General features: G+C 72.2%; 16 protein-coding genes and 1 pseudogene. 14 read left to right on the forward strand and 3 right to left on the reverse strand.

What is annotated here, in order from left to right:
* Window positions 1-23: 23 nt before the first annotated feature.
* Window positions 24-716: a Crp/Fnr family transcriptional regulator gene (locus OHA72_RS18735; protein ID WP_033362537.1), complete on the reverse strand. Its 693-nt coding sequence runs from the start codon at window positions 714-716 to the stop codon at window positions 24-26.
* Between the two features lie 294 nt (window positions 717-1,010).
* Between OHA72_RS18735 and OHA72_RS18740 the strand changes: the two genes are divergently transcribed.
* Both OHA72_RS18740 and OHA72_RS18745 read left to right on the forward strand, forming a co-directional pair.
* Window positions 1,011-1,901 (forward strand): phosphotransferase enzyme family protein, encoded by an 891-nt coding sequence (locus tag OHA72_RS18740; RefSeq protein WP_327009096.1) that lies wholly within the window; start codon window positions 1,011-1,013, stop codon window positions 1,899-1,901.
* 30 nt (window positions 1,902-1,931) lie between these two features.
* Entirely contained in the window at window positions 1,932-2,429 is a 498-nt protein-coding gene (locus tag OHA72_RS18745) for a polyadenylate-specific 3'-exoribonuclease AS (protein ID WP_327009097.1), read from the forward strand.
* Here the strand turns inward: OHA72_RS18745 and OHA72_RS18750 are convergent.
* Window positions 2,413-2,844 (reverse strand): ABA4-like family protein, encoded by a 432-nt coding sequence (locus OHA72_RS18750; protein WP_327009098.1) that lies wholly within the window; start codon window positions 2,842-2,844, stop codon window positions 2,413-2,415. The two genes, OHA72_RS18745 and OHA72_RS18750, sit on opposite strands and share 17 nt — an antisense overlap.
* Window positions 2,844-3,803: a hypothetical protein gene (locus OHA72_RS18755; RefSeq protein ID WP_327009099.1), complete on the reverse strand. Its 960-nt coding sequence runs from the start codon at window positions 3,801-3,803 to the stop codon at window positions 2,844-2,846. Before OHA72_RS18755 ends, OHA72_RS18750 begins: the two co-directional genes overlap by 1 nt.
* A gap of 82 nt (window positions 3,804-3,885) precedes the next feature.
* Between OHA72_RS18755 and OHA72_RS18760 the strand changes: the two genes are divergently transcribed.
* The 12 genes and pseudogenes from OHA72_RS18760 to OHA72_RS18815 all read left to right on the forward strand — a co-directional run bounded on the left by OHA72_RS18760 (window position 3,886) and on the right by OHA72_RS18815 (window position 16,530).
* Complete coding sequence (locus OHA72_RS18760) at window positions 3,886-4,524, forward strand: MerR family transcriptional regulator (protein WP_327009100.1); 639 nt, start codon at window positions 3,886-3,888, stop codon at window positions 4,522-4,524.
* Between the two features lie 169 nt (window positions 4,525-4,693).
* Complete coding sequence (locus tag OHA72_RS18765) at window positions 4,694-5,722, forward strand: 6-phosphofructokinase (protein WP_327009101.1); 1,029 nt, start codon at window positions 4,694-4,696, stop codon at window positions 5,720-5,722.
* A 72-nt stretch (window positions 5,723-5,794) separates the two neighbouring features.
* Complete coding sequence (proC, locus tag OHA72_RS18770) at window positions 5,795-6,601, forward strand: pyrroline-5-carboxylate reductase (RefSeq protein ID WP_327009102.1); 807 nt, start codon at window positions 5,795-5,797, stop codon at window positions 6,599-6,601.
* 9 nt (window positions 6,602-6,610) lie between these two features.
* Window positions 6,611-7,114, forward strand: a complete 504-nt coding sequence (locus OHA72_RS18775) for a DUF2199 domain-containing protein (RefSeq protein ID WP_327009103.1) — start codon at window positions 6,611-6,613, stop codon at window positions 7,112-7,114.
* Between the two features lie 210 nt (window positions 7,115-7,324).
* The gene (locus tag OHA72_RS18780; protein WP_327009104.1) at window positions 7,325-8,407 is read left to right on the forward strand and encodes an FHA domain-containing protein; all 1,083 of its coding nucleotides are present in this window, start codon (window positions 7,325-7,327) and stop codon (window positions 8,405-8,407) included.
* Between the two features lie 320 nt (window positions 8,408-8,727).
* Window positions 8,728-9,915 (forward strand): elongation factor Tu, encoded by a 1,188-nt coding sequence (tuf, locus tag OHA72_RS18785; protein WP_327009105.1) that lies wholly within the window; start codon window positions 8,728-8,730, stop codon window positions 9,913-9,915.
* Between the two features lie 120 nt (window positions 9,916-10,035).
* Window positions 10,036-10,524, forward strand: coding sequence for a DsbA family protein (locus tag OHA72_RS18790; protein WP_327009106.1), 489 nt, complete (start codon window positions 10,036-10,038; stop codon window positions 10,522-10,524).
* A gap of 130 nt (window positions 10,525-10,654) precedes the next feature.
* Window positions 10,655-11,701: an acyltransferase family protein gene (locus tag OHA72_RS18795; RefSeq protein ID WP_327009107.1), complete on the forward strand. Its 1,047-nt coding sequence runs from the start codon at window positions 10,655-10,657 to the stop codon at window positions 11,699-11,701.
* Window positions 11,702-11,767: 66 nt separating this feature from the next.
* A complete protein-coding gene (locus OHA72_RS18800) occupies window positions 11,768-12,562 on the forward strand; it encodes a hypothetical protein (RefSeq protein ID WP_327009108.1) in 795 nt (264 codons plus the stop codon).
* A gap of 46 nt (window positions 12,563-12,608) precedes the next feature.
* Window positions 12,609-13,736, forward strand: coding sequence for a hypothetical protein (locus tag OHA72_RS18805; RefSeq protein WP_327009109.1), 1,128 nt, complete (start codon window positions 12,609-12,611; stop codon window positions 13,734-13,736).
* A gap of 6 nt (window positions 13,737-13,742) precedes the next feature.
* On the forward strand, window positions 13,743-15,230 hold the full coding sequence (locus OHA72_RS18810; RefSeq protein WP_327009110.1) for a hypothetical protein: 1,488 nt from the start codon (window positions 13,743-13,745) through the stop codon (window positions 15,228-15,230).
* A pseudogene (locus OHA72_RS18815) lies at window positions 15,221-16,530 on the forward strand (AAA domain-containing protein). The gene OHA72_RS18810 and the pseudogene OHA72_RS18815 overlap by 10 nt, the downstream one beginning before the upstream one ends.
* Window positions 16,531-16,739: the final 209 nt, after the last annotated feature.

Here is a 16,739-nt window from a genome sequence, read left to right on the forward strand (position 1 = left end):
AGCGCGGTGGTGCGAGACGCAGGTCAGCGGTCGGTCATCCCGGCGCGGCGGCGCAGGGCGCTGAGGTCGGTCACGACGATGCGCCGGCCCTCGGTGCGCAGCCAGCCGCGGCTGGCGAACGAGCCGATGGCCTGGTTGACGCTCTGCCGGGAGCCGCCCGCCATCTCGGCCAGCTGGCTCTGGTTGAGCTCGATGGTGACCATCGGCGCGTTGGTCTCGCCGGCGAGGCGCACGAGGGTCTTGGCGACCCGGCCCGGCAGGTCGAGGAAGACGTGGTCGGCGTTCTGCTCGGTGAGCCGCCGGATGAGCGCGCCCAGGGAGCGCATGACGGCGTCGAGGATGCGCGGGTTGGCGTGCACCAGCTCGATGAAGGCGTGCCGGGACAGGGCGAGGGCCTGGCAGTCCTCGATCGCCTCCGCGGACGCCGAGCGGGCCGCCCCGTCGAGCAGGGACACCTCGCCGAGCGTGTCGGGCGGGCGGACCACCGAGAGGACCGCGCGCTCGCCGGTCGGCGCGGTCCGGAACACCATCACGGCACCGCGCTTGAGCACGATGAGTGATTCGCCCGGATCGTTTTCGACGAACAGCAGCTGGCCCTTGCGGTATGTCCGTGGCACTGCCGCCTGGATGACCCGCTGACGCACGTCGGGCTCCAGACCACTGAACATTTCCACACCGGTCAGTGCGTCGCCGGGATCTGGCAGCCGACCCTCCACGGTCAAACCCCTCCCGGTGCAGCGTTGATCGGACTCATGATCACCGTAGGTGATCACGAGCACAGTACGGAACTTCTACCAGATCATGACGCGCGTGTCGGAGTCTGTACATCCCCCGCATCGGCTCACCGACAGCCCGCGCATGAGCCCGCAGGCAGGCTAGTGCCAGCACGCAAACCGCTGGGGGGCGGGGTTGGTGTCGGGTGCCCGGGGTGCCGGTGGTGCGAGCACCGGTTCCCCGGGTATCTGCGTTTTTCCAGACACGTGCGCCGATGCGGGCGCATAATGCGCTGCGTGGCACCCGCTGCCGACCAGGTGCACGCGACGCTGCGCAGGAGTTGGCAGTGCAGTCCCGGTCCGTGCATTCCTCTCGGCGACGACGCCTGGCGGGTGGGGATCGACGACGGCCAATTTGATGCGACTCGGCTCGACGGCGACCAGTTCGTGGTGAAATGGGCCCCGGTGGCCCGGCGGCGGGGGTTTGAGGCCGGCCTGTGTGCCGCGGAACACGTCGACGCCTCCGGGGTGTGCGCCGGCCGTCCGGTCCGCGCCGCCGACGGCGCGCTCACCACGCGGGCCGGTGACGGCGTGCTGGCCCTGCTGTGTCTGGTGCCCGGCCGGCCGCTGCGCGCCGACGACCCCCTGGACCAGTCGTGGTGGGGCGGCGCGCTGGGCGCCGTGCACCGCAGCCTGCGCCGCTTCGTGCACCCCGACCTGGCGAGGTTCCAGGCGGCCACGGCGCCGGCGGCGGCACCGCACCTGGCGACGGAGCCGTGGCTCGGGCCGGCCGTCGCGGACACCGCGGCCGTGGTGCGCCGCATCATGATCACCGACCAGCTCACCTACGGGGTCCGGCACGGCTCGCCCGCCGCCGCCCGCTTCCGGCTCGACTCCGCCACCGGCCGGGTCGGCCTGGTCGGCTGGGCCGGCTCCGGCACCGGTCCGCTGCTGTACGACCTCGCCCACGCCGTGCTGTGCGCCGGCGGCACCGGCACCGACGCCCTCGTCGAGGCCTACGTGCGGGCGGGGCCCGTCCCGGCCGACGAGTGCGCGGCGATCCTGCCGCCGATGCTCGCCCTGCGCGCCGCCACCCACGCCGTCACCGTCGCCGCGAAGATCCACGCCGGCGTCGGTACCCCCCGCGACCACGCCGAACTGACCCGGCTGGCGACCCTGCTGCTGTGAGGCCGGGCGCCGCCGGGCAGGATGGGGGCGGTGTCGGCCTATCGCTACTTCTACGACTGTGAGTTCATCGAGGACGGTCGCCTGATCGACCTGGTCTCCATCGGGGTGGTGGACGAGCACGGCCGGGAGTACTACGCGGTCTCCACGGAGTTCGACGGCTCACGGGCGGTGCCGTGGGTGCGCCGCAACGTGCTGGACAAGCTGCCGTCACCCGCCGACAAGGCGTGGCGCTCCCGCGAACGGATCCGGGAGGAGCTGCTGGAGTTCCTGGTCGAGCCGCTGCGCGCCGGCGAGGCCGACGAGCTGGAGCTGTGGGCCTGGTACGCCGCCTACGACCACGTCGCCCTCGCCCAGCTGTGGGGCCCGATGCCGACGCTGCCCCGGGAGATCCCCAGGTTCACCAAGGACCTGCGCCAGCTGTGGGACGAGTCGGGCCGCCCGCCCCTGCCCGCGGCGGAGGGGCGGCACGACGCGCTCGTCGACGCCCGGCACAACCTGGCCCGCTGGGCCGTCATGCGCCCGGCGTAGCCCTCGTCAGCGGCACCCGCAGCAGGAAGTACAGCGGCATCCCGATCGGCGACAGCAGGATCGTCAGGACCAGGACCGGCGCCATGACCAGCGGATGGATCCGCCGTTCGCGGCTGTCCAGGTAGATCCACCGGCCGATGAACAGGTCCCAGGCGAGGACCTGCGCCCAGACGGCGGCGACCACGTCGTCGTCGGCGAACAGGGCGCGCACGCCGGCGAGGTCGGGGTTGAGCATCTCCGCGGCGAAGTCACCGAAGACCGGTGCGATCGCGAAGGCCCAGACGACCAGGGCGGGCAGGACGACGTACGGCGACCCGGCGATGCGCTCGCTCCACCGCCACCCGGGCGCGACGATCATCAGCGCCCAGAACGGCACGACCACCAGGAACGCCAGCTGGAACAGGGTGCCGGCCATCAGTGGACCTCACTCAGCATCGGTGCGGCGGGGGTCTGCACCGTACGGGGACGGGCCAGGGCCCAGGTCAGGCCGCCGCCGGCGGCCAGCAGCAGGCCGGCGAGCGCGGCCAGGGTCAGGGCGTCGGGGTGCGCGACCGACTGCCCGCGCAACGCCTGCCACACGAACAGGACGGTGAGCGCCGCGTACGCGCTGCCGGCGACGATCACGAGCCGCGACCGGACCCGGTCGAACCGCAGCCGGGCGAACCGCCGCGAGGCCAGGACCAGCAGGAACCCGAGCAGCGGCAGTGCCTGCAGGGCGTGCATGCCGATGAAGTGCCCGGCGCGCAGGTCGCCGCCGGTGGTGCTCCAGTTGACCAGTGGCAGCCCGGGCCCGCCGTCGGGCACGCCGACGCTGTGCGCGCCGATGATCGTGGGCTGCTGGCCCTCGGGCAGGTTCAGCTGCGCCTTGGTGGGCATGGTCATCAGGAAGCCGACCATCATGCCGCCGAGGCCGACGAGCAGGCCGAAGCGCACGGCGAGGGCGTTGGCCCGGTCCGGCAGCCGCTGGATCAGCAGCAGGACGGCGAGCCAGGCGGTGCACAGCCAGGCGATCGCGATCGTGGCGCCCATCACGCTGAACAGGGTCGAGTCGAGCGGGGTCTGGTTGTTGAAGTGGCTCTGCCGGCCACGTGCCGCCTGGCCGACGATGATCACCATCTCGCCGATCATGGCGGTGGCGATCACGGTGCCGAGCCACCAGCCGAGCCGCTGCCGGCGATCCAGCAGCGACAGCAGCCACGCGATGGTGACGGCGTAGATCGTGATCGACACCGCGAACTTGAACGGCTTGAGCCAGATCGGGACGCCGAGCAGGTCCCGGTCGTCGACGACGAGGCCGGCACCGGCGAAGATCGCGATGAGGACCATCACCGCGGCGGAGAAGATGAGGGGGCGGTGCAGCTGTGCGAGACGCATCAGAAGCTCCCAGCAGTATGGATAGCGGTGCTGTCCACTATTGGAGAGCTACACTATCCATGTCAACCCTGAAAGGACCCTGATGCGCATCGCGGAACTGAGTCAGAAGACCGGCGTGCCCGTGCCGACCATCAAGTACTACCTGCGCGAGGGGCTCCTCCCGGCCGGCGAGCTGACCAGCCCCAACCAGGCGCACTATGACGATCGCCACGTCCAGCGGCTGCGCCTGGTGCGGGTGCTGCTGGACATCGGCCGGCTGCCGATCGCCACGATCCGTGACCTGCTCACCGAGCTGGACCAGCCGGATCCCGACGTGCACGAGGTGCTCGGCCGGGCCCTGCCGGCCACCGTCGGCACCCGTGAGACCAGCGATCCGGCCATGATCGCCGCGGCCCACGAACGGGTGAGGACGCTCATCAAGCAGCGCGGCTGGCTCATCTCCGACAACGCCCGCACGCGGCAGGCGGCGGCCGAGGTCGTCGCCGCGTTCCAGCAGGTCGGCGCCGATGTCGAGCACCTGCTGGAGCAGTACGCCGACCTCGCCGAGCAGATCGCCGTGCACGACCTGCGCTTCGTCGCCCGGGCGGCGGACAACGAGGGCAAGCTGCACGCCGCCGTGGTGGGCTCGATTCTGGGGGATTCCCTGCTCGCGGCCCTGCGGCGGATGGCGCAGGAGCACGAGTCGGCCAAGATGTTCGGCATCCGCGACGACACCTGTTAGGCGCGATGTGCTGACTGATGCGACGTCGGCGGGTTCAGGCGGAGCGACTACAGTGCGCTGTGAATCGGCAGCGTCGCCAACGAGTGGGACCCTCCGGCTCGGCTGTGCCCCTCAACAGGGCCCGTCAGCATGGTCGAGCAGCACCGCAACCAGGAAGGCAAGATCTAGCATGCGTATCGGCGTACTGACCGGGGGCGGCGACTGCCCCGGCCTCAACGCGGTCATCCGTGCCGTGGTCCGCAAGGGAATCTCCACCTACGGTCACGAGTTCGTGGGCTTCCGTGACGGTTGGCGCGGCCCCCTTGAGGGCAACACCCGCGAGCTGGGCATCGCGCAGGTCCGTGGCATCCTGCCGCGAGGCGGCACCATCCTCGGCTCCTCCCGGACCAACCCGTTCAAGATCGACGGCGGTGTCGAGAGGATCAAGTCGAACCTGGCCGAGCTGGGCATCGACGCGCTCGTCGCGATCGGCGGCGAGGACACCCTCGGCGTCGCGGCGAAGCTGACCGACCTGGGCGTCAACGTCGTCGGCGTGCCGAAGACGATCGACAACGATCTCGGCGCGACCGACTACACGTTCGGCTTCGACACCGCGGTCAACATCGCCATGGAGGCGATCGACCGGCTGCACACCACCGCCGAGTCGCACCACCGCACCCTCGTCGTGGAGGTCATGGGCCGCCACGCCGGCTGGATCGCGCTGCACGCCGGCCTCGCCGGTGGCGCCAACGTCATCCTCCTGCCGGAGCGGCAGTTCGACGTCGAGCAGGTCGCCGGCTACGTCGAGAAGCGTTTCCAGACGCAGTACTCGCCGATCGTCGTCGTCGCCGAGGGCGCGCAGCCGCTCGACGGCCAGATGGTGACGCACAACCAGGAGCTCGACGCGTTCGGCCACGTCCGCCTCGGCGGCATCGGCCAGTGGCTCGCCGAGCAGCTGGAGGCCAAGACCGGCAAGGAGGCCCGCACCGTCGTGCTCGGCCACATCCAGCGTGGTGGCACCCCGACCGCGTTCGACCGGGTCCTCGCGACCCGCTTCGGTCTCGGCGCGATCGACGCCGTGCACGAGGGCGACTTCGGCAAGATGGTCGCGCTGCAGTCCACGGACATCGTCCGCGTGCCGCTGGCCGACGCGACCCGTGAGCTCAAGACCGTCCCGGTCGAGCGGTACACCGAGGCCGAGGTCTTCTTCGGCTCCTGAGCCCCTGACGTGGGTCCGGCCCTGGGTGCAGGGCCGGACCCGTGCTGCGCCGCCAACCTAGGGAGTGCGTTCGTGCGGACCATCGCCGTCTTCGGCGCCGGCAAGCTCGGCGAGGTGCTGCTGTCGGGGCTGCTGCGGGCCGGCTGGCCCGCCGACCGCCTCCTCGCCACCGCCCGCCGCCCCGAGCGGGCGAAGGAGCTGCAGGAGCGCTACGGCATCCGGGTCGTGGACAGCGAGACCGCGCTGCTGGAGGCCGACGTGCTCACCGTCGCGGTGAAGCCGCAGGACGCCGGGGCGCTGCTGGCCGACCTCGGCCCGAAGCTGCCCGCCGGCAAGCTCGTCGTGTCGCTGTGCGCCGGCCTGCCGACCGCGTTCTTCGCCCGGCACCTGCCCGAGGGCACCCCCGTGGTCAGGGTCATGACCAACACCCCGGCCCTGGTCGACGAGGCGATGACCGCGATCTCCGCCGGGCCGCACGCCACCGCCGAGCACCTCGCCCTCACCGAGGAGATGTTCCGCCCCCTCGGCCGCACCATCCGGGTCCCCGAGTCGCAGCAGGACGCGGTCACCGCGCTGTCCGGCTCCGGCCCCGCGTACTTCTACTTCCTGGTCGAGGCGATGACCGACGCCGGCATCCTGCTCGGCCTGCCCCGGCAGGTGGCGCACGACCTCATCGTGCAGACCGCGATCGGCTCCGCGGTGATGCTGCGGGAGTCCGGTGAGCACCCGGTGAAGCTCCGCGAGGCCGTGACGTCGCCGGCCGGCACGACCATCAACGCCATCCGCGAGCTGGAGAACCACGGGGTCAGGGCCGCGTTCCTGGCCGCGCTCGAGGCCGCGCGGGACCGCGCCAGGGAGCTCGCAGCGCAGAGTGGTTGAATCTGCGGCGTGACCGTCATCACTTGCACGTGCTGCGGCGTGGAGCTCGGCGACGTGCCGAGCATGTGGTCGTTCTCCGCACCCGACACCTGGGGTGTGCCGGGCGTCGGCGGTGCGTCGTTCCTGGAGGAGGAGCTCTGCTTCGTGGAGCTGCCCGACCTCGATGAGCAGCACTTCTTCATCCGTGGCCTGATCGAGGTGCCGATCCGGGGCGCGCAGGAGGCGCTGACCTACAGCGTCTGGGCCAGCCTCAGCCCGGCCGGCTTCGCGCGGGCCGTCGAGCAGTGGGAGGACCCGGACCGGGCCGCCGAGCCGCCGTTCTTCGGGCAGCTCGCCAACCGCATCCCCGGCTATCCCGAGACGCTGCGCCTGCGGGTGCGGGTGCACACCCGCCGGCCGGGGCTGCGGCCCCTGGTGGAGGTGCGCGCGCACGAGCATCCCCTGGGGGCGCGGCAGCGCGAGGGCATCGACGCGCATGAGCTCAAGGAGATCGCCGCCGTGTGCGGCGCCTGACAGTTCGTTCATTCAGGTATTCACCGGTATCCGCACACGGTGTGGTGCCCGTACCGTTACGTGCAGTGAAGCTGATGTATGCCGTGACCGGTGGCCCCCCGCCCGTCACGTGTCCCGCGCTCGGTGCCCTTCCCCAGCCGACGAGCGCGGCGCAAGGCCCGCCGTCGGCCGCAGAGGTGGTCGACGGCGGCTTTGCGGCATGATAACCGGGTGCGATTCGAAACCAGCCGTGCCCTCGACGCGGTCGAGCGGAGACTGAGTGTCGACCCCCTCGCGGTGGGCGGGGTCATCGACCTGGTGGAGGCTGCCCGCAGCGTCGACCTCGACGGCGGCCGCCCCGCCTCCCTGCTGCGGCTCGGCATGTTCATCGACGCCCTGAGCCGGCAGCTCGGCGACGGCAACGTCGCCCTGTACGCCGTCGCCGAGCGCGGTGCCATGTCCGACACCGACTTCACCTCCAACGAGCGGATGGTGCTGCGCCGCTGGTCCGACGACGGGCTGATCGAGATGCTGCCGCCCGGCGCGCGGACCGGTGCCAGGGTGCGTGAGGCGGCCGCGCTCACCGGCCTGCCGCTGATCAGCCGCACGCCGCTGCCCGGCCACCCGGGCCCGGTCTACCTCACCACCGGCGCGGCCGGCGGGATGGAGCTGGCCCTGGCCCCGTCGACCGGCTCCTCGCCGCGGCCGCACCCCGTGCTCGCCCGGTTCTGGCGCTGCCCGGCCGCGGACTGCCCGACGTTCGGCCGGCAGCCCGCCGCCGGCGCCGGTCAGCCACCGCCCGCGCTGCCCAGTGGCGCGCCGCTGTGCCCGCGCCACGGCGACCGGCTGATCGACGCCGGCCCCCGGCCGCCGGCGATGACGATGGCGGTGCGCATCGACGGCACCGTGCGTGCCCGCTTCCCGCTGACCGCGGCCCGCCCGGTCGTCGTCGGCCGGGCCCCGGAGGAGCCGGGCGGCATCACCATCGGCAACTGGCTCAGCGACGAGTCGACCCGGCGGGTCAGCCGCAACCACGTCCGGCTCGAGCTGCGCGACGGCATGATCCTGGTCACCGACGTCAGCACCAACGGCGCCGCGGTCCTGGCCCGCACCGGCTCCTCGGTCCCGCCGCGCGAGGTCGACCTGCACCGAGGCGAGCCCAAGGCGATGGGGGAGTGGGACGAGGTCGAGCTGTATCCGGAGGTCACCGTCGGCCGCGCGGACCGCCCGCCGTCGACGGTCGCCAAGGGCGGCGCCCCCAACTCCGTCATGGCCGACGCGCCCACGATCGCCCTGCGCCTGCCGAAACAATAGGCGTGAGTGCGTCGCGGCAGCGGCGCATGGGGGGTGTGGGGTGGGACCCCCGCACCCAACCGCGGGCGAAGCCCGGGAGCTGGAAACTGTGTTGCCGTTGCAGCGACGGCGAGCTATCTTTCGAGCGTGATCACGACGACCGCCCTCTTCGAGTCAGGCCTATCGGCCGGCTCGGCGGTCGCGCGCGCCTCGGCACTGCGAAGCTGACCCTCCTCCCGCAGCCTTCATTGCGGAACCTACGGAGGAGGGTGGTTCGGCCACCCTGACGACGTGGCCGCACGGTTCTGCACACCCACCACACATCCACTGTGGAGTGTCAGATGGCCAAGCAGACGTTCACGAGGAACAAGCCTCACCTCAACATCGGCACCATGGGTCACGTCGACCACGGCAAGACGACCCTGACCGCCGCGATCACCAAGGTGCTCGCCGAGCGCTACCCGACCGTCAACCGGTTCACCTCGTTCGAGGGGATCGACCGGGCGCCGGAGGAGATCAGCCGGGGCATCACCATCAACATCGCCCACGTCGAGTACGAGACCGCGACCCGCCACTACGCGCACGTCGACATGCCCGGCCACGCCGACTACGTGAAGAACATGATCACCGGCGCGGCGCAGGTCGACGGTGCGATCCTGGTGGTCAGCGCGGTCGACGGGGTCATGCCGCAGACGCGCGAGCACGTCCTGCTCGCGCGGCGCATCGGCGTGCCCCACCTGGTCGTGGCGATGAACAAGGCCGACGCGGTCGGCGACGCCGAGCTGCTCGACCTCGTCGAGCTGGAGATCCGCGAGCTGCTCACCGGCTACGGGTTCCCCGGCGACGACGTGCCGGTCGTCAGGGTGTCCGCGCTGCGGGCGCTGCAGGGCGACCCGGCCGGCGTGCGGTCGGTGTCCGACCTGCTCGACGCGGTCGACCGGTACGTCCCGGTGCCCGACCGGGTCCTCGCCGAGCCGTTCCTGATGCCGATCGAGAACGTGCTCACGATCACCGGCCGTGGCACCGTCGTCACCGGTGCGGTCGAGCGGGGCACGCTGCGGCTCAACGCCCCGGTCGAGGTCGTCGGGCTGGGCCCCACCCGGTCCACCGTGGTGACCGGCCTGGAGACGTTCGGCCGGCAGCTGGAGCAGGCCGAGGCGGGTGACAACGCGGCGCTGCTGCTGCGCGGGATCCGCCGCGGCGACGTGCAGCGCGGCCAGGTCGTGGCCGTGCCGGGCTCGGTCTCGCCGCACCGCCGGTTCACCGCACACGTGTACGCGCTGACCACGAAGGAAGGGGGCCGGCACACGCCGTTCTTCGCCAACTACCGGCCGCAGTTCTTCTTCCGGACCACGGACGTGGTCGGCGCGGTCGACCTCGGCGAGGTGAGCATGGTCATGCCCGGCGACACCGTCGACCTGACGGTCGAACTGGGCAAGCCGGTCGCCATGGCCACCGGGCTGGGCTTCGCCGTCCGCGAGGGTGGCCGCACGGTTGCCGCCGGTACGGTCACCGAACTCTTGGATTGAGTGCGAGCTCAGCGAGCATGGGGGGGGTGTGGGGTGGGAACCCCCCCCCAACGGAACCGCTGGCGAAGCCGCCGGAGCCAGGAACAGCATGAAAATCCAGGGGGCGGGCAGGTGGCCGGTATGGACACCGATCACGTGCAAGGACCGGCCGACGCACCGCTGACGCTGCTCGAGTACGGGGACTACCAGTGCCCGTACTCGGGCAGGGCGTTCGGCGTGGTGGAGCGCCTGCAGCTGCACTTCGCCGGGCGGCTGCGCTTCGCGTTCCGGCACTTCCCGCTCGTCGACCAGCACCCGAGGGCGATGCCGGCGGCGCTGCTCGCCGAGGCCGCCGCCGACGCCGGCTCGTTCTGGGGGATGCACGCGCTGCTGCTGTCCCACCAGGACTACCTGGAGGACACGGACCTGTCCCGCTACGCCGAGCAGTTCGGCCTGCCGGGCACCGGCGGGACCCGCGCGCACTACCAGCGGGTCGACGACGACCTGGCCGCGGGCCGTGCCGCCGGGGTGCGAGGGACACCCGCGTTCTTCGTGAACGGAGTGCCGCACGAGCGCGGCTTCGAGTTCGAGTCGCTGCGCGAGACGCTCGATAAAGTAGCAATCGGGTGAGATAAGGGTGAACAGTGTCGATTGCCGGACCGGTTACGGCTTGTCCTCCCTAAGATTTTTGAGAAGAAACACAGCCAATTTTGAGCTGAACGAAGGTTGCCGCTAAGAACGTCAGGGCAACCTGTAGGGGATGCGGAACCGGTACGTAGACCTCCTGCGAGCCGTCGCGATCATCCGGGTGGTGACCTACCACACCCTGGGGTTCGCGTGGCTGACCGTTGCGTTCCCGGCCATGGGCCTCATGTTCGCGCTCGGCGGCTCCCTCATGGCCGCCTCCCTCGACCGTGCCGACGGCATCGGGCTGAAGGCGATCGGCCGGCGCATGCGCCGCATCGTCGTGCCGTTCTGGGTGCTCGGAGCGTTCGCCGTCGTGCTCATGTCGTTCATGGGCGGCCTCGAGCACACCTGGCGCCTCGTCCTGTGGTTCCTGCCGCTGGACGACCCGCCGACGTCGGAGAAGGGCGGGGTCTGGTTCAGCCAGATCTGGTACGTCCGTTCCTACCTGTGGTTCATCATCCTGTCGCCGGTCATGCTGTGGCTCTTCCGGCGGGCGCCGATCCCGACCGTCCTCGTGCCGTTCGGGATCCTCGTCGCGCTGTGGGAGACCGGCCACGGCACCGGCGGCATGATCCGCGACTTCTTCATGTACGCGCCGATGTGGATGCTGGGCTTCGCCCACCACGACGGCACCCTGCAGCGCATCTCGAAGAAGGTGCTCTGGCCCGCGTGCCTCGTCATCGGCGGCATCGGCCTGGCCATCCTGTACAGCCACCCCGGGCCGCGCGGGTACGACATGAACGACGCGCCGATCGCCGACGCGCTGTGGTCGACCGCGTTCCTGCTGGTGATGCTGCACGCGGCGCCGGCGGCGCTGAGCCTCGGCGCGGCCGAACCGGCGGTCGAGGCGGTCAACCGGCGGGCGCTGACCATCTACCTGTGGCACGAGGCGGTCATCACGGCCGTGCGGCTCGCGGCGGTCGCCGCGGGCGTGTCGCTGCTCGGCCCGTACGGCGGGCTGCTCCAGGTCGTGCTGGTGTTCGCCCTGGTCAGCCTCGTGGTCCTCGCGCTGGGCTGGGTCGAGGACCTGGCCGCCAGGCGCAAGCCGAAGCTCATCCCGCTGCCCTCCCGGGCACCGGCCGGCCGGCTCGAGGACCGGGTGCAGCCCGTACCGGTGTAAAAAGCAGGACGACACGCCGACACTGGTCTTTGCTGGAACTTGCTGGAACCCGCTACCGTGCCGTTCGTGTCCGAACCGATCACCATCGAGATGCTCGAGCGGCGGATCGACCGGTTGCGTGGCGAACTGCGACGAGCCGCCACCACCGGTGACCGGATGCAGGCCCGTGCCCTGCGGGCCGAGCTGCGCCAGGCGGAGCACGCCTGGGACGACGCCCTGGCCGACCTGGAGGACCAGGCCCGGCCGGCGCCGCAGCCGGTGCACAAGCCGATGCTGTCCATCCGTGAGCAGGTCCATCACGCGCTGACCCTGCTCACGGTGCCGGCCGCGCCGAAGCTCATCATCGCCGTCCACGACGCCTTCTTCCCGGGTGAACTGGTCGCGGCGCGCCTGACCAGCCTGCGCCGCGACGAGGAACGCTCGTTCCGCGTCCAGCCGTTCGGCCGGCCGTACTACCTGTGCCCCGCGCTCACCGCCGACCTGCTGTCGCCGGCGCGCGGGCTCCTGGCGCTGTCCACCTGGCCCCTGGAGACCAGGGTCGTCGGTCCGCTCAGCGCCCGCGTCGACTTCCTCACCGGCGCGATCAGGGTGGCCCAGCGGGTGGCGCAGCTGCCCGAGGACGCCCACGACGCCCAGCGGCTGCTGTGGCGGTTCGCGGCCAGCATCCCCGGCGCCGGCAGCGCCGGCATCACCCCCGAAACCGTCGCCGGCCTCGCCCAGGCCGAGCTCGACGTGCACCTCGAAGCCGACACCGCGGACCGCACCGCGGCGGCGGCCAGGGCGCAGGAACGCCTCGACGGATCCGAAGCACTGTTCGGTGCCCGTCTGCAACGCCTGCGTCGTACCGCGAGCACGACATGAACACGAGCACCACACCGCGAACAGCTTCCCCGAAAGAAGACCGCTCATGGACCCACTGGTCGACCGGTTGGACCGCATCCGCGGCACGGTGGCGCCGCGCAACCACAACGCGCGCACCATCGCGGCCCTCACCAGCAACCCCGGGTGCGGCCGCCGCGGGCTGATGGACGCCGCCGGGGTCAACAAGGGCGCCGTCGCCGGGCAGCTCGGCTTCCCCGCCGGCTTCGGCCAGTCCCGGTTCGCGATCGCCCGCGGCAACGCGTTCGAGGCGCAGGTGAAGGCCGACGGCGCCGCCGAGCTGCTGCAGCTGCTGCGGGAGCGGCTCGGCCTGGCGATCCCCGAGGTCGCCTACGACGACCTGTCCAACGTCGGCGGCAACGCCAGCCGCGAGGTCCGCTACGCCCGCACGAAGGCGCTGCTCGCCCGCGCCGCGTCGGAGCGTGACGACGCCGGGACGCTGTTCGACCACCCGATGCTGCGGCTGGAGATCGCCGGGTACTACGCGTACCTGGAGCCGGACCTGATCGCGTTCCGGGCCGGCGGGCGGTTCCACGTCGTGGAGATCAAGTCGTTCGCGGTCATCGACGGGCAGGCCGACCCCGGCAAGACCGCCGCCGCCGCGACCCAGTCCGCGGTGTACGTGATGGCGATGCGCGAGCTGCTCGCCGAGCTCGGCCACCCGCCGGAGACGGTGTCGCACGACGTGGTCCTCGTCTGCCCGGAGAACTTCGCCAACCGGCCGACCGCCACCCTCGTCGACGTGCGCAAGCAGCTGACGGTCCTGCGCCGGCAGCTGTCCCGGCTCACCCGCCTGGAGGCGATCCTCGACGCGCTGCCGGCCGGGCTGTCCTTCGACCTCGCCTACGACAGCGACCAGCAGGCCACCCGCCCCGCCGACGAGCTGCGCAAGGCGGTCAGCACGATCGACGCCCGGTACAGCCCGGACTGCCTCGGCACGTGCGAGATGGCGTTCTTCTGCCGCGACGAGGCGGCCGGCTCGACGTCCGCGCTGGGTCGTTCGGTCCGGGACGACCTCGGCGGGGTCGAGAGCATCGGCACCGTCCTGGGCCTGGCCCGGGGGACTCTGACGCCGGGTGCCGGCCAGGAGGAGATCGCCGGGCTGCTGCGCTTCGCGCACAAGCTGCGCACCGAGTGCCTCGACGGCATCGGATAGCACGACGTGAGTATCTTGACGGCCCTGGCACGGGCGGAGGCGGTGGAGTCCGGCAGGGCGCAGCCGCTGACCACGGTCCGGCACACGCACATCGCCGAACGGCCCCTCGTGCTCGTGCCGCTGAGCCTCGCCGGCGAGGCCGCCGCGCCCCTGGCCGCGATCGTCGGCACCGACCCGGCGCAGCCGCGGCTGCTGGTCGTGGCCAACCCGCGCGACCGCACGCAGCGCTTCGACTTCGTCGCCGAGCTCGCCCGGGTCGTGCTGTCCTATGTGGACGGTTGCGCCCGCAGCGTCGACACCGGCACCGGCGGCACGAAGCTGCGCTACGCCGAGGCGCCGCAGGTCATCGTGCCGAACCGGGGCGGCGTCGAGTTCGTGCGGCTGCTGGGCCGCTCCACCCGGTTCCGCCGGCCGTTCGGCCCGTACCCGGTGCACCGCACCGTGCCGATCCTCGGGCAGTGGCTGACGTTCCTGCGGGAACGCGCCGACCACCCGGGCTCCTCGATGCTCCTGGCGATGACCGAGGTCCTCGGCAACCACTGGGCGACCGGGCAGAGCGGCCTGGAGGACGCGAACCTCGCGGCGCTGCTCGGCTGGATCGACCCGCCCGGCGGTCTGGACGGCGCCTCCGCCGCCGCGCTCGCCGAGGACCCGCTGCGCTCCCCGCCGGCCGGGCCGAGCACCGACCCGACCTTCGACAACGAGATCCTCGCCCCGGCGCTGGCCGCCGTGGCCCGCTCCGACACCGACGACTTCGCCCGGGAACGGGCCCTCGCGGCGCTGACCGCCGCCGTCGCCGACCAGATGCGGCCGACCTGGGACCTGACCTGGCAGGCGGTCCGGCTCCTGCGCGGCCGGCCCGCCGGCTCGTCCGTGCAGACCCGATGGGCGATGGACCGCGACGTGTTCACCATGTACCACATGGCCCTGGCCGAGGGGACCGCGCTGCCGCAGCCCCGCCGGGACAGTGCGGTCGCCGCCGCGGGCCGCCTCGACCGGCTGGAGCGTGAGCAGGCCCGCTACGACGCGCAGCGCGCCCTCGACGACCCCTTGGTGATGGCCGAGTTCCGGCTGTCGGGGGAGGCGTTCACCGGTACCGTCGTGGCCGCGTCACCGAACCGGGTCGACACGTCGGGCAAGAAGGCCGCGCTGCGCCCCCACATCACGGTGCAGACCGACGACCCGGTGCGCCTGGAACCGGGTGCGCACCTGGTGTCCCCGGCCCGCCTCGCGCAGCAGGCGACCGTCGTGTCGGTGTCCAGTGTGGACGTGGTCCTGGAGCTGTCCAAGGGCATGGGCCGCTCCACGAAGCAGCCGGCGCCGGGCTCGGTGCCGGAGGTGGGGGAGCGCGTCACGTACGGCCCGGTCACCGACGCCTACCAGCCACCGGGCCGCTTCCCGAGCCGCGACGACACCCCGTGGACGCACGGCGGCCCGCCGCCGGTCGTCGAGTACGGACCCAGCGAGAACGACGCCGTGGAGGACTGGTCGTGAGCAACGTGATCGACGACATCCTGCGCGACTTCGGCTCCGCCGCGGGGCGGGGCGTGGTCGTCGACTCACCGCCCGGCGCCGGCAAGTCGACCCTGGTGGTGCGGGCCGCGCGGACCCTCGCGGAGGCCGGTGAGCGGCTCATGGTGGTCGCGCAGACCAACGAGCAGGTCGACGACCTCATCGACCGGCTCGCCACCGCCGCACCCACGCTCGCCATCGGCCGGCTGTCGGCGTCGACCTACGTACCGGCGCAACGCGTCGTCAAGCACGGCACCGTCACCGTCAGCGGCGCGGTCGGCGACATGAACGCCAGCGCCGTCACCATCGGCACCGCCGCGAAGTGGGCGACCGTCACCGACGGCAGCTGGGAGCGCGCGATCGTCGACGAGGCGTACCAGATGCGCTCCGACATGCTGCTGCGCGTCGCCGGCCGGTTCTCCCGCGCGCTGTTCGTCGGCGACCCCGGCCAGCTCGACCCGTTCTCCGTCGTGGCGGTCGAACGCTGGGCGGGCCTGTCCTGGGACCCGATGCAGAGCGCCGTCGCCGTGCTGCTGCGGCACAACCCGGACCTGCCCGTGCACCGGCTGCCGGTGTCGTGGCGGCTCCCGCCGTCGGCGGCGTCGGTGGTGTCGGCGGCGTTCTACCCGTTCACCCCGTTCGAGGCGGGCACGAAGCCGGCGGACCGGCGCCTCGAGTTCTCCGCCCGGGCACTCGGCGGCGCCGGCCGTCCTGACACGGGCCTCGACGCGACCCTGGAGACCGCCCGGCGGACCGGCTGGGCGCTGCACGAGCTGCCGCCCCGGCACACGGTGCGCACCGACCGGGAGGCCGTCGCCGCGATCGCCGACCTGGTGACCCGCCTGCTGCAGCGCGGGCCCGTCGCCTACTCCGAGCACGCCCCCGGCGGCGCCCCGTCACCGTCGACCGGGTCGCGGTCGGCGCCGCGCACCGCGACCAGGTCGCCGCGATCCGCCAGGCCCTGGCCGGCACGGTCGCCACCGACGTCACCGTCGACACCGCGAACCGCCTGCAGGGCCGCGAGTACGACGTGACGGTCATCCTGCACCCGCTGTCCGGCCGCCGCGACGCCAGCGCCTTCCACCTGGAGGCCGGCCGCCTGTGCGTGCTCGCCTCCCGCCACCGCCACGCGTGCATCGTGGTGGCCCGCGCCGGCATCGCCGAGCTCCTCGACACCCACCCGTCCGCCGAACCGGTCCACCTCAACGTCCCGGTCCGCTTCCCCGACGGCTGGGAGGCCAACCAGGCCATGCTCGCCCATCTTTCCTCCGCTGCGGCCTGACGGCCGAAAGAGCAGTGGGGGATTCTCACCCCACACCCCCAATGCTCCCTTCGGTCGCACGCCCTGCGCTGCGCGCGGCCGGAACACACGCATGCGCGTGGCGATCGGAAGAACCCGGGTCCAGGTTCGAGGTCGTGCCAGGTCTGTCGTCCGATTCGCCTGCCCTGCGCGCGAGACGCGAAGGCAGGCCCGACCCCAAAAGATCCACC

The sequence above is a fragment of the Dactylosporangium sp. NBC_01737 genome (assembly GCF_035963215.1).
GTDB lineage: Bacteria > Actinomycetota > Actinomycetes > Mycobacteriales > Micromonosporaceae > Dactylosporangium.